This is a genomic window from Luteimicrobium sp. DT211, from assembly GCF_049844995.1.
Lineage (GTDB): Bacteria > Actinomycetota > Actinomycetes > Actinomycetales > Cellulomonadaceae > Luteimicrobium.
In genome coordinates this window covers 639137-651824 of sequence record NZ_JBNCMC010000001.1, presented here as the reverse complement: position 1 = coordinate 651824, position 12688 = coordinate 639137, and the positions used below count along the sequence as shown (strand labels likewise).

At 75.6% G+C, this 12688-nt stretch carries 13 protein-coding genes; 6 read left to right on the top strand and 7 right to left on the bottom strand.

Going from position 1 to position 12688, the window contains the following annotated elements; all coding sequences use genetic code 11:
- The first annotated feature begins 15 nt into the window (after nt 1-15).
- Together ACLQ14_RS02985 and ACLQ14_RS02980 are read left to right on the top strand one after the other, a co-directional pair.
- Entirely contained in the window at nt 16-540 is a 525-nt protein-coding gene (locus ACLQ14_RS02985) for a carboxymuconolactone decarboxylase family protein (RefSeq protein ID WP_425809721.1), read from the top strand.
- Nucleotides 541-572: 32 nt separating this feature from the next.
- A complete protein-coding gene (locus tag ACLQ14_RS02980) occupies nt 573-1169 on the top strand; it encodes a nitroreductase family protein (protein WP_425809719.1) in 597 nt (198 codons plus the stop codon).
- A gap of 6 nt (nt 1170-1175) precedes the next feature.
- Here the strand turns inward: ACLQ14_RS02980 and ACLQ14_RS02975 are convergent, their stop codons facing one another.
- The 4 genes from ACLQ14_RS02975 to ACLQ14_RS02960 all read right to left on the bottom strand — a co-directional run bounded on the left by ACLQ14_RS02975 (nt 1176) and on the right by ACLQ14_RS02960 (nt 4479).
- Nucleotides 1176-2345 (bottom strand): magnesium and cobalt transport protein CorA, encoded by a 1170-nt coding sequence (locus tag ACLQ14_RS02975; RefSeq protein ID WP_425809717.1) that lies wholly within the window; start codon nt 2343-2345, stop codon nt 1176-1178.
- Between the two features lie 254 nt (nt 2346-2599).
- Complete coding sequence (locus ACLQ14_RS02970; RefSeq protein WP_425809715.1) at nt 2600-3313, bottom strand: HAD hydrolase-like protein; 714 nt, start codon at nt 3311-3313, stop codon at nt 2600-2602.
- 41 nt (nt 3314-3354) lie between these two features.
- A complete protein-coding gene (locus tag ACLQ14_RS02965; protein WP_425809713.1) occupies nt 3355-3822 on the bottom strand; it encodes a hypothetical protein in 468 nt (155 codons plus the stop codon).
- A gap of 69 nt (nt 3823-3891) precedes the next feature.
- A complete protein-coding gene (locus ACLQ14_RS02960; protein ID WP_425809711.1) occupies nt 3892-4479 on the bottom strand; it encodes a TetR/AcrR family transcriptional regulator in 588 nt (195 codons plus the stop codon).
- 60 nt (nt 4480-4539) lie between these two features.
- On the opposite strand from ACLQ14_RS02960, the gene ACLQ14_RS02955 reads away from it, so the two are divergent.
- Entirely contained in the window at nt 4540-5310 is a 771-nt protein-coding gene (locus ACLQ14_RS02955) for an SDR family NAD(P)-dependent oxidoreductase (RefSeq protein WP_425809709.1), read from the top strand.
- Here ACLQ14_RS02955 and ACLQ14_RS02950 read toward each other — a convergent pair.
- Nucleotides 5220-7532, bottom strand: coding sequence for an ATP-binding protein (locus ACLQ14_RS02950; protein WP_425809707.1), 2313 nt, complete (start codon nt 7530-7532; stop codon nt 5220-5222). The genes ACLQ14_RS02955 and ACLQ14_RS02950 overlap by 91 nt on opposite strands.
- A 131-nt stretch (nt 7533-7663) precedes the next feature.
- On the opposite strand from ACLQ14_RS02950, the gene ACLQ14_RS02945 reads away from it, so the two are divergent.
- On the top strand, nt 7664-8485 hold the full coding sequence (locus tag ACLQ14_RS02945; RefSeq protein ID WP_425809705.1) for an alpha/beta fold hydrolase: 822 nt from the start codon (nt 7664-7666) through the stop codon (nt 8483-8485).
- A 59-nt stretch (nt 8486-8544) separates the two neighbouring features.
- Here the strand turns inward: ACLQ14_RS02945 and ACLQ14_RS02940 are convergent, their stop codons facing one another.
- Nucleotides 8545-10494: an NHL domain-containing thioredoxin family protein gene (locus ACLQ14_RS02940; protein ID WP_425809703.1), complete on the bottom strand. Its 1950-nt coding sequence runs from the start codon at nt 10492-10494 to the stop codon at nt 8545-8547.
- Nucleotides 10495-10634: 140 nt separating this feature from the next.
- On the opposite strand from ACLQ14_RS02940, the gene ACLQ14_RS02935 reads away from it, so the two are divergent.
- On the top strand, nt 10635-10979 hold the full coding sequence (locus ACLQ14_RS02935; RefSeq protein WP_425810184.1) for a S41 family peptidase: 345 nt from the start codon (nt 10635-10637) through the stop codon (nt 10977-10979).
- Nucleotides 10980-11146: 167 nt separating this feature from the next.
- Here the strand turns inward: ACLQ14_RS02935 and ACLQ14_RS02930 are convergent, their stop codons facing one another.
- Complete coding sequence (locus ACLQ14_RS02930) at nt 11147-11875, bottom strand: helix-turn-helix transcriptional regulator (RefSeq protein WP_425809701.1); 729 nt, start codon at nt 11873-11875, stop codon at nt 11147-11149.
- A gap of 58 nt (nt 11876-11933) precedes the next feature.
- Here ACLQ14_RS02930 and ACLQ14_RS02925 point away from each other — a divergent pair, with 58 nt between their 5' ends.
- Nucleotides 11934-12656, top strand: a complete 723-nt coding sequence (locus tag ACLQ14_RS02925) for an alpha/beta fold hydrolase (protein ID WP_425809699.1) — start codon at nt 11934-11936, stop codon at nt 12654-12656.
- Nucleotides 12657-12688: the final 32 nt, after the last annotated feature.

The following is a 12688-nucleotide window of genomic DNA, read 5'->3' as shown; positions in this document are numbered from 1 at the left end:
CGTAGCGTCGAGGACATGACCACCACAGAGACGACCAGCACCGCCCCGACCACCTCCGACGCCGCCGCGCCGGTGACCATCCCCGTCCGCCTGGACATCGAGAAGGCCGCGCCCGGCTTCAGCGCGGCCATGAACCGCCTGCACCGCGCCGCGGAGGCCGAGCTCGACCGCGTCGGCTTCGACGCCCGCCTGCGGGACCTCGTGCGCCTCCGCGCGTCCCAGCTCAACGGGTGCGCGTACTGCGTCGACCTCCACACCACCGACGCGCTGGCCGCCGGCGAGCACGCGCAGCGCGTCACCGCGGTGCCCGTGTGGCGGGAGGCGCCGTTCTTCACGGCCCGCGAGCGCGCCGCCCTCGACCTCGCGGAACAGGTCACGCTGCTCGCGCAGACGCACGTGCCGGACGCCGTCTGGGACGAGGCCGCGCGCCACTTCACGCCCGACGAGCTGGGGGCCCTCGTCGCCGCGCTCACGACCATCAACGCGTGGAACACCATCAACGTCACGACGCGGACCTGGAACCCGACCCTGCGGGCCTGAGCTCCGCGCTCCGACGGTGGGATGCTTCAGGCATGGAGTTCCAGGACGTCGTCGACCGCCGCCGCATGACCCGCAGCTACTCCACGGACCCGGTGGACCGCGCGGTCGTCGACCGTGCGCTCCGCAACGCGGTCCGCGCGCCCAGCGCGGGATTCAGCCAGGGCTGGGCGTTCGTCGTCCTCGACACGCCCGACGACGTCCGCCGCTACTGGGAGGCGAGCGCCGACACCGAGCACCCCGACGCGTGGCTCGAGGGCATGATGCGCGCGCCCGTCGTCGTGATCCCGTGCAGCAGCAAGGCGATCTACCTCGACCGGTACGCCGAGCCGGACAAGGGCTGGACCGACCGCGACGAGGCCCGGTGGCCGCAGCCGTTCTGGGACCTCGACACCGCGATGGCGAGCCTGCTGATCCTCCAGACCGTCGTCGACGAGGGCCTCGGGGCCCTGTTCTTCGGCATCCCGCCCGAGGCCGACGCCGCGGTGCGCGAGGAGTTCGGCATCCCCGACGACCACGACCCCGTCGGCGCCATCACCATCGGCCACCCGGCGCCTGGCGGCGCCACGGGCTCCGCCAGGCGCCGCCCCCGACGGCCCATGGACGACGTCGTCCACCGTGGCCGTTGGTGAGGCGGGTCAGATCCAGCGGCGCGCCTTGAACACGCCCCACAGCCCGACGCTCACGCACACCATGGCGACGAGCGCGAACGGGTAGCCGTAGTGCCAGCCCAGCTCGGGCATGTCGTCGAAGTTCATCCCGTAGATCGTGCCGACGAGCGTCGGCGCGAAGAGGATGGCCGCCCACGCGGAGATCTTCTTGACCTCCTCGTTCTGCGCGTTGCTGGCCTCGGACAGCGCCCGCATCTCCTCGTTCTGCCGCTGCGACACGAGCGTCGCGTTGACCGTGAGGATGTCGCGCAGCGCCACCCGGAAGCTGTCGATGCGCTCCGCGACCTCGGTCGCGTGGTCGGCGACGTCGCGCAGGTACGACTGGAGCTCCTCGTCGATCTGGTACTTGTCGAACCCGGCGCGCAGGGCCGTGAGGATCTGACGCAGCGGGCGCACGGCACGCTGGAACTCGACGACCTCCCGCGACAGCTCGTAGATGCGCCGCGACACCGACGCGTCGCCGTGGAACACCTCCGTCTCGATCTCGTCGATGTCGTTCTCGAGGCCCGCCACGACGGGCGCGTACCCGTCGACGACGGCGTCCAGGATCGCGTAGAGGACCGCCTCCGGGCCGCGGGCCAGCATGGACGGGTCCGCCTCGGTGCGACGCCGCACCGCCGTGAGGTTCGGCGACTCGGCGTGCCGGACGGTGACCACGAAGTCCGGCCCGACGAACACGTGCAGCTCGCCGAACTCGACCTGCTCGGTCGCGTCGACGTAGCGCGCGGCGCGCAGGACGACGAACAGCGTGTTCCCGTACCGCTCCAGCTTGGGCCGCTGGTGCGCGACGATCGCGTCCTCGACGGCGAGCTCGTGCAGGTCGAACTCGACCGCGAGCCGGGTCAGGTCGCTCTCGCTCGGCCGGTACAAGCCGATCCACGCCATCGCGTCGTCCTCGGCACGCAGCGCGCGGAACGTGTCGGCGAGCGTCGCGGGCGTCGCGACCCGCCGGCCCTGGACGTAGATCGCGGAGTCGACGATGGCCGAGCCGGGCTCCGAGACGTCGGCGCCGGCGTCGGGCACCGGGAGGTCGGGGAGGACGCCGCGGCGGCCGCGGGCGACGTCGGGGTCACGCCGGTTGAGCAGGTGCGGACGCCGGGCGAGGGTGGCGAGACGGGTGATCGAACGGTCGGTCATGGCGGGCTCCAGGACAGCGCTGGCGCACCGTCCGGTGGCTCGCCGACCACGGCGCAGCCCGGCGCGAGGCGCGCGGGCCGTCAGCCGCGCGGGTGGCGAGCGGGACGGTGCTGGGGGTGCACGGACACACCGCGGCGGGGGCCGCGGGAGCGACTATCACTGGGAGGTTCGCTGCGCATGGCGGTCCTCCCCTCGCTCGGCACGCGTGGCGTGCGGTGTCTCGGCTGCTCAGCCCTGGCGGGCCACCACCCAGCCTACCGCCGCCCGCCGCGCAGCAGCGTCACGAGCTCCGCGGGCGTCGCGACGACGGCGACCGCGCCCGCCGCCTCCAGCTCGCCCGGCTCCGCGTAGCCCCACGCCACGCCGACGGTGGCGATCCCGTGGCGTCCGGCACCCAGGACGTCGTGCTCGCGGTCGCCGACCATGACCGTCGTCGCCGGGCCGGTCGCGACGCCGCGCGACGCGAGGGTCGCGAGCGCGTGCGCCACGACCTCGGCCTTGCCCGACCGCGCCCCCTGGTCGGCGTCCGCACCGAACACCCCGTCGACGCCGTGGGTCAGGTGCGCGTCGAGGCCGAAGTGCTCCGCGATCTGCCGGGCGTAGACCTCGGGCTTCGACGTCGCGACGGCGAGGGTGGCCCCCGCTGCGGCCAGCGCGTCCATCGCCTCCGGGATGCCGGGGAACACGGCGTTGTCGAACATGCCGCCGGCCGTGAAGTGCCGGCGGTAGGTGGCCACGAGCTCGTCCACCCGGTCGGCCGGCACCCCGCTCTGCCGCAGCATGAGCGGGAGCGGCGGGCCGACGAACCGGCGGAGGCCGGCGTCGTCGGGCACGGGGAACCCGGCCTCGGTGAGGGCCGCGCGGAGCGACGCCGTGATGCCGGGCGCCGAGTCGGTCAGGGTGCCGTCCAGGTCGAGCAGGACGACGGCGGGCGGCAGCGCGGGGAGCGAGAGGCGAGGGGAGGACACGGCGGAAGGCTACGCGGTGGCGCCCCGGACGCACCGGCGGGCTAGCTCGCGGCCGCGCTCGAGCTGTGGCTGCGGCGCCGCTCCGAGGCCTCGACGACCCACAGCAGGAACACCTGGTCCGGCAGCGGGACGTCGGGCGTGACGGAGAGCGAGAACCGGTTCGTCAGCGTCCCCGCGCGCCGCGCCTCGCCGATCGGGACGCCGGCCCGCAGCACCTGGAACGCCGTCGAGAAGACCCCCTGCTTGAGCTCGTAGCGGCCGGCGGGCGTCGCGACGTCCCAGGTGTAGGTGAAGAACGACCTCCGCGTGGCCCAGAGCTGGAAGGGCGTCGGCGAGCCGGCCGGGCCTGTGCCGAGGATGGCCCCGCCCGACTGCCGGGCGTACTCCCAGACCTCCGGCCCGAGCCGGACGGTCGCCCGCTCGCGGAACGTCGACGTGTCGAACAGACCGACCGTCGTGCCGTCCAGCACCAGCTCCTGGTTGCCCCAGCTCCTGCCCCACGTCAGCACGCAGGCACGCTACCAACGGGACCCCTCACGGCTCGATGGGGAGCCCTCCCCACCCGGCCGCACGGCGGCTCAGTCGCGGGCCCGGAGGTGCTCGAGCCCGACGTCGAGCGCCGCCTCCAGGTGGCGCGTCTCGCCCGTCGTCCGGAGCAGGAGGACGCCGCCCTGGATCCCGGCGACGAGCGCCGAGGCGGCCCGCTCGGGCGCGATCCCGGTGCGCACCGCGCCCGCTGCCTGCATCGCCCGGACACCCGCGGCGAGGCGCTCCTCCCACCGCCCGACGAGGGTGCGCGCGACGTCCGCGGCGCCGGGCACGCCGCCGACCTGGCCCATGAGCGCGTTCAACGGGCACCGGGTGCCCTGGGCCCGGTAGCGCGCGACGACGACGTCGCGCCAGCGCTGCCACGCCGCCCAGGTGGTGAGGTTCGAGAGGTACGGCTCCTGGTCGTCGAGCACGCGGTCGGCCTCGAGCCGCACGACCGCCATCAGGAGGTCGTGCTTCCCGCCCGGGAAGTAGTGGAAGAGCTGACCCTTGCTGGTGCCGGTGACGGCGCGGACGTCGTCGAGCGTGATCTCGCCGTCCTCCGTGCCGCGGAGGTGGTCGGCGGCGCCTTCGACGATGCGGGCGCGGGTCGCCTCGCCCTTGGCCGTGAGCCTCATGGACCGAGGCTACGTTTTCTGGACTTGAGAGTCCATTTTGAGGCTCGTAGCGTCGCCGGCATGACACAGCGACTCCGGGGCCGCACGGCCCTCGTGACAGGTTCCACCAGCAACATCGGGCGCGCGATCGCGACCGCCCTCGCGGCCGAGGGCGCGCACGTCGTCGTCTCCGGGCGGGACGCGGCGCGCGGGCGGGACGTCGTCGACGCCCTCCGCGCCGCAGGCGGCACGGCCGACTTCGTGCGCGCCGACCTCGACGGCTCGTCCGCGCGCAGCCGCGACCTCGCCGAGCGGGCGCTCGCCGCGGTCGGCGGCCGGCTCGACGTCCTCGTCAACAACGCCGGGATCTTCCCGCTCCACAGCACCGCCGACGCCGGCGACGCCCTCGTCGACCGCGTCCTCGCCGTCAACGTCAAGGCGCCCTTCTTCCTCACGCAGGCGCTCGTGCCGTCGATGGCCGCGGCGGGCGGCGGCGTCGTCATCAACCTCGGCTCGTGGGTCGCGCGGCTCGCGCTGCCGACGAGCCCCGTGTACGCGACCTCGAAGGGCGCCGTCGAGACGCTGACCCGCGCCTGGTCCGCGGAGCTCGCGCCGCAGAACATCCGCGTCAACGCGATCTCGCCCGGCGTGATCCGCGCCGACGACGCCGTGAACGTCGCGGCGGAGGCCGGCGCGCGCATGATGGCGGGCACCCCGGCCGGGGGCACGGGCGCGCCGGAGGCGATCGCCGCCGCGGCGGTCTACCTCGCGTCCGACGACGCCGCGTTCGTCCACGGCACCGTGCTGGACGTCGACGGCGGCCGCACGGGCGTGGCGGTCGTCGCCGGCTGACGCTCCAGCAGCTCCCGGATCGCGGCGGCCGCCGCCGTGTCGCCCATCTCCTCGCGGAGGGCGAGCGCACGTCGCAGGTCCGGAGCCGCGGCCGCCGGCCCGTGCAGCTCGAACAGCGCCCGGCCCCGCCAGTAGCGGGCGTTCGCGACCATCCGGGTCACGCCGAGCGACTCCGCCAGCCCCACCGAGGCGGGCGCGACCTCGAGGACGTCCTCCCACCGCCCGGCGTCGCCGAGGATCCGCACCAGGTAGGCGTGGACGGACGCCGCCGTGAACTCCGCGACCTGGGCGCGCGGCCGGGTCGCCGGGTCGGCGAGCGCGGCGAGCAGCTCGCGGGCGGTCGCGACGGCCGCGTCGACGTCGCCCGAGAGGCTCTGGGCGTCCGAGGCGGCGAGCAGGGCCTGCGGGAGCGCCTCTCGGTCCCCGGCCGCGCGGAAGCGCCGGGCCGCCTCGCGGGCCTCGACGAGCGCGACCGCCGGGTCCTCCGCCGCCCAGCCGATGTAGTAGTGCGCCCAGCCGAGCGCCCCGTCGTCGCCCGTGCGCGTCGCCGCGTCGAGCGCACGACGCGCGGACGCCCGGGCGGCGTCCAGGTCGTCCAGCGTGACGATCTCCGCCCACGCGAGGTAGCCCTCGTGGGTCGCGACCAGCAGGTCGTCGCCGACCGCCCGGGCCGCCCCCGCAGACATCCCGAAGACCTCGCCCCAGCCGTGCCAGTGCGGCCACAGGTCCGAGAACCAGTGCAGCGCCTCGGCCACCTCGACGACGACGCGCGCGTCCCCGCGGTCGTTCGCGCGCCGGAGCGCGGCCAGCCACTCGTCGGACTCGGCCACCAGCCAGTGGCGAGCGTCGTCCGCGGTCTCGACGACGACGAGGTCGTCCTTCGCCGACGGCGCTCCCTCGCGCGCGGCCTCGAACCAGCACCCCGCTCGCGCGGCCGTGGCCAGCAGCCAGTCGTCCGCGCGGCGGCGGGTCGCGTCCGCCGCAGGCGCACCCTCCTGCGCGCGCAGCTCGGAGCCGGCGAACTCGCGCAGCAGGTCGTGCAGCGCGAACCGGTCGTCGCCGGCAGGCTGCACCAGGCTGAGGTCCACGAGCTCGTCGAGCAGGTCCTCGGCGCGCGCGAGCGGCTCCCCGCTGAGGGCAGCGGCGAGCCCCGTGCCGACGCTCGGGGCGCCGACCAGCGACAGGCGTCGGAACATCCGCTGCGAGCCGGGGCCGAGCTGCTCGAACGACGACGAGAACGCCGCCCGCACCTGCAGGTCGCCGGCGCGCAGCCCGTCGAGCCGGCGGTCCGGCGACCCGAGGCGCGCGACCAGCCGGGCCACCGACCACCCCTGACGCACCGCGAGCCGGTTCCCGGCGATCCGCAGGGCCAGGGGGACGTCGGCGCACAGCGCGGCGAGCCGGGCCAGCTCGGCCGACCCGCCCGCCTCCGCGGGGACGATCCGGCGGAGGAGCGCGACCGCGTCGTCCGCCGCGAGCGTCCCGAGGACGAGCCGGCGGACCCCCGCGAGGCCGGCGAGCGTCCGGCGGGACGTCACCAGGACCGCGGCCGGACCGGCCGCCGGCACGGCCGCACGCACCTGCTCCTCGGACGCCGCGTTGTCGAGCACCAGCAGGACGCGCCGCCCGACGAGCGCGCCGCGCAGACGGTCCGCTGCGTCGTCGACGCGCGCGGGCGACGGGGAGCCCGTGAGCGCCGCGCACAGGCGTCGGACGACGTCGCCGGGCGTGACGGGACGCGCGTCGAGGCCGCGGAGGTCGAGGAACACCTGGGCGTCGAAGTCGCCGGACAGGTCGGCGGCGACCCGCGTCGCGAGCGCCGTCTTGCCGAAGCCCGGCGGCCCGGAGACCAGCACCACGGGCGGGGCCGCGCCGGACGTCGAGGCACGCAGCGCGGAGGCGAGGAGCCGGCGGTCGTCGGCGCGGCCCGTGAAGTCCCCCAGCGCCCCCGGGACGGGCAGCCGCGCGCCGGCCGCCGAGTCCTGGGCCCGTCGCCGGGCGTCGCGCGCCGCCTCGAGGAGCGCGGTGCGGGCGGCGTCGTCGAGGCCGAGGCCGTCCGCGAGCGCCAGCACCGTCCGGCGCTGCGGCGCCCGGCTCACGCCGCGCTCGATGTCGCCGATGCCCCGGTCGCTCACGCCCGACGCCTCGGCGAGCGCCTCGAGCGTGAGGTCGGCCTCGAGCCGCAGGCGGCGCACCACCGCGCCGAACCCGTCGTCCTGCACCGGCCACCACCTCGCTGCCGAACCGCTCGCGGCGGTTCTGCCTGACTACTTCCTGGTCGCGGCCCCGGCGGCGCGGTTCGATCGTAGGACAGGCGCACCCGCGCCTGCGTTCCCGACGAAGGAGACCTCCCGTGCCGTACATCACCACGCCGGACGGCGTCGAGCTGTTCTACCAGGACTTCGGCAGCGGCCGCCCGGTCGTCCTGTCCCACGGCTGGCCGCTGAGCTCGGAGGGCTGGGAGCGCGAGCTCAAGCTGCTCGCCGACAACGGCTACCGCGCCATCGCCCACGACCGCCGCGGGCACGGCCGGTCGTCGCGCACCCACGACGGCAACGACATGGACCACTACGCGGCCGACCTCGCGGCGCTCGTCGAGGCGCTCGACCTGACCGACCTCGCCCTGGTCGGCCACTCCACGGGCGGCGGCGAGGTCGTGCGCTACGCCGCCCGCCACGGCAAGGGTCGCGTGAGCAAGATCGTGACGATCGGGGCCGTGCCGCCGATCATGGTGAAGTCCGAGACGAACCCCGAGGGCACGCCGATCGACGTGTTCGACGGGCTGCGCGCCGGCGTCCTGAACGACCGGTCCGAGCTGTACCGCACCCTCTCGGCCGCGTTCTTCGGCACCAACCGCGAGGGCTCGACGATCTCGCAGGGCCAGCGCGACGACTTCTGGCGTCAGGGCATGCTCGTCGGACTCCAGGCCGCGTACGACTGCATCAAGGCGTTCTCCGAGACCGACTTCACCGAGGACCTCCAGGCGCTCGACGTCCCGATCCTCATCGCGCAGGGCGACGACGACCAGATCGTCCCCATCGGCGCCGCGGCGTACAAGGCGATCGAGCTCGTGAAGCTCGGCACGCTCAAGGTCTACCCGGGCGCGCCCCACGGCATCGCCGGCTCGTACCAGGAGGAGCTCGACAACGACATCCTGGCGTTCCTCGCGGAGTGATCCGCCCCGCCTCCGACGGTGACGCCCCGGCTGGGGGTGGGCGTCACCGTCGGCGGAGGTCAGCCGAGCAGCGGGAGCACGAGCTCCGCGGCGCCGTCGGCGGTGATCCGGACCGGGACGCCCCAGTCCTGCTGCGCGAGGTGACATGCCGGGAACTCCACCGGCTCGCCGTCGGGCCCGAACGCGTCGCACGACGCCGCCCGTGCGCTCACGTGCAGCACGCCCTCGAGGGTCTCGCCGGGGGCCGGCGCGGCGAGCGTCAGGCCGCGGTCGAGGTCGGTGCCCGTGCCGGCGCCGCCCACGAGGAGGCTCGCCGGGGTCGCGCTCACCGAGAGCTGCGTGGACGGGCCGAAGCGGTCGTCGAGCTTCTGGCCCGGGGCCGGCGTGAAGGGCACGCGCAGGCTGAGGGCGCCCGGGGCCAGGTCGGTGACGGGGCGCCGCGTGCGGTGGGCGCCGTCGTCCACGGTGCTGCCGAGCGCGCGCAGGTCGGCCGGGAGCGCGACCCGCGTGATCCGGTGCGCAGCCGACTCGACGACGAGCACCTCCACGTCCCCGCCGCCCGTGCCCTCCCGCACGACGACGCCGCTCGGCTCCGCGAGCCCCGTCACCAGGGTCGTGACCTCGCCGCCACCGGGCGCGGCGTCGTCGGGCACGTAGCGGCGGAGCGCTCCGTCGTAGGTGTCGGCGACGAGCACCGACCCGTCGGGGAGCGCGGCCACGCCGAGCGGGTGCTGGAAGAGCGCCCGGTCGGCGGCGCCGTCCCGGTGACCGAAGTCGAACAGCCCCTGCCCGACGGCCGTGTGCGCGGCGCGGGCGACCGGGTCGACCCAGCGCAGCGCCGACGTCTCGGCGTCGGCCACCCACAGCTTCCCGGGCACGGCCGCGAGCCCCGACGGCTGCGCGAACCACGCGTCGAGCAGCGGACCGTCCTGCAGACCCTCGTTCATCGTCCCGGCGAGGTGCTCGATCGAGCCCTCCTTGCCGTCGAACGCCCACAGCGTGTGGTTGCCGGCCATCGCGACGACGAACGCCGCGACCTCGGGCACCCACGCGACGTCCCACGGCGACGACAGCTTCACCATCAGCGGCGGGACCTTCGCCCCGGGGACGAGCGGCTCGCCCGCGAGCTCGCCGACGAGGTTGTCGGGCGCGCCGACCATGAGCTGGTCGCCCGTGCCTGCGACCGTCGTGACGGTGCCGTCGTCGAGGCGCACGCCGCGCAGCACGTGGTTGGCGGTGTCGGCGACGACGACGTCGTAGCCGAGCCACGTGCGCAGCTCGTCGGGGACGAGGCAGAGGCCGTTGGGCTCGGCGAACCGGGCGTCGTCGGGGCCGCCGTCGACGAGCCCGCGCTCGCCCGAGCCGATCTGCCGGACCAGCGTCTCGGCGTCGGGAGCCAGCTCGGCGAGACTGTGGTGCCCGGCGTCGGCGACGAGGAGGTTCCCGCCCGGCAGGGCGACGGCCTTGGCGGGGAAGCGGAGGGTGGAGGGCTGCGGCGTCGGCGGGACGTACGGGCCGTCGCCCTCGCGGAGCGTGCCCTTGGCGCGGTGCTCCGCGACGAGCTCGGCGACGAGCGCCTCGATCGACGCCGCGTGGCCCTCCCCCGCGAGCTGCGCGACGACGTAGCCCTCCGGGTCGATCACGACGAGCGTCGGCCAGGCGCGGGCCGTGTACGCCTGCCAGGTGACGAGGTCGGGGTCGTCGAGGACGGGGTGGTGCACCTCGTAGCGCTCGACGGCGGCCGCGAGCGCGTCCGGGTCGGCCTCGTGCACGAACTTCGGCGAGTGGACCCCGACGATCGTGAGGACGTCGCCGAACCGCTGCTCGAGGTCGCGCAGCTCGTCGAGGACGTGCAGGCAGTTGATGCAGCAGAAGGTCCAGAAGTCGAGGATCGTCACGCGGCCGCGGAAGTCCTCGAGCGTGAGCGTGCGGCCGCCGGTGTTGAGCCAGCCCCGCCCCACGAGGGCGGACGCGCGGACACGGGGCAGGCGGGCGGGTGCGGCGGTCACGAGGCCAAGTCAACAGCACCAGGCTGGGCGCGTGGCCCGCCGGGCTCTCCCCGCCCTCAGGTCGGGCTGATGACGAGGCGCGCGATCCGGTCGCCGTCGAGCGTGAACGTCATGGCGCCGGTGCCGGTGTACCCGTCCCGATGTTGTCGGTCACGTTCCAGCGGGCGACCCCGTCAGTCCCGGTGAACGTCCGGCCCCAGTCGTCGAGGACGGCGTCGGGCGTGAAGGCGGCGCCGAACGCCCGGACAGCGACAGGAAGGACGACGGACCCGGCGTCGCTGCTTCGGCTCCGACACGCGCCGGCAGCCGGCGACGGGGTGCGCTTCGACCAGTCGGCGGACCATTTTCCCGCCGGCCTGCACCCCTTTCACGGACGGATGCTCGTCCTGGTCGACGGTGGGACGGCGTCGTCCGGCGAATCGACCGCCACGATGCTCCGCGACAGCCTGGGCGCGCGCATCGTCGGCGGGCCGACATGGGCCTGATCGAGACCGGCGACGTCATGCCCTTCGTGCTGCCGAGCACGGGACCTGAGCCTGCCGAGCACGGGCTCCGCGACGGTCTGCCGCGGCAGACGGTCCCCGAGCCCGTGCTCGGCGGGCCGGGATCGCGTGTCCGCCCGGCCCGGAAATGCGGGTCCGGTGGGCGGTGGTCAGGTCGGCGGGACGACGGCGACCGCGTCCGGCGGCGGCTCGCCGACGTCCTCGACCGGTCGGGGCACGTATGCCTCGGCGGTGAGGTCGGCGCGCTCGACGCGGTCGAGCCGGAACCATCGCATCCCCTCCCGGTCGCGGCACCACGCGACGAGGTACCACCGCCCGTCGGTGTGCGCGAGGAGCACGGGCTCGACCCGGCGACGGGACACGCGGCCGTCCCGCGACCGATAACGGATCGCGAGGACGCGCTCACCCGCGAGCGCCTGCTCGACCGCCCGCAGCACGCCCGCCGCGGGCTCCTTCTCGAGCGCGCTGCCGGCGTCGGGCGTGCCCGCGCCGCGGGTCCAGACGCGCGACGCGAGGCGCGACGCTCGCTCGCGGCCACCGGGGCCGAGGGCGTCCCAGAGCTTCGCGCGGGCGGTCGCGGCGTCGACGGCGAACGGTGAGCCGGGCGGGAGCAGCGCGAGCGCGACGGACACGGCGACCGCCTGCGCGGGCGTGTAGGTGACGGGCGGCAGGCTCGCGGCGACGTCGAGCACGTACCCGCCGCCGGGGCCGGCTTCGGCGCGCACGGGCAGGCCGGCCTGCTGGAGCGCCGACACGTCGCGCTTGATCGTCCGGACGCTCACCTCGAGGGCCCGTGCGAGGCGCTCGCTCGTGGTGCCCCGGGCGCCCGCGCGGCGCAGCTCCTCGGCGACCGCGTACAGCCGCTCGGTGCGGTTCACGCGACCTCCCGATATCGGTGACAGACAGGTGTCACCAGCGTGGGTCGAGACTCGTCGTATGACAACCCCCCGCACCCACGTGGTCCTCGTCCCCGGCTTCTGGCTCGGCGGCTGGGCGTGGGACGACGTCGTCGTGCCGCTCCGCGACGCCGGGCTCGTCCCCCACGCCGTCACGCTGCCCGGCCTCGGCCCCGACGACACGGCCGCTGACCGCGCCCGCGCCACCCGCGCCGACCACGTGCGCGCCGTCGTCGAGCTCGTCGAGGGGCTCGGAGGCCGCGTCGTCCTCGTCGGGCACAGCGGCGGCGGGGCACTCGTCGGCGAGGTCGTCGACCGGGTACCCGACCGGATCGGCCGGGCCGTCTACCTCGACGCCGGGCCCCTCGTCGACGGCGCCACGCTCAACCCCGGGCTGCCCGACGGCGTCACCGAGCTCCCGCTCCCGACCTGGGACGAGCTGGCCGCCCAGGGGTCCAGCACCGTCGGCATCGACGACGCCGGCCTCGCCCGGTTCCGCGAGCACGCCTGCCCCCAGCCGGCCCGGGTCGCGACGGAGCCCGTGCGGGTCTTGGACCCGGCCCGGTTCGACGTCCCCGTCACAGCGATCTGCACGAGCGTCAGCGCCGAGCAGCTCCGTGCGGCCGCCGGGCCCGGCGCGCCGTTCCACACCGAGCTGCTCGACTACCCCGTCACCTGGGTCGACCTGCCCACCGGGCACTGGGCGATGTTCTCGCGCCCCGCGGACCTGGCCGCGGCGCTGGTCGAGGCCGCTCGCGCCTGAGCACGGGATCCCCGCCCGCCGAACACGGGGCC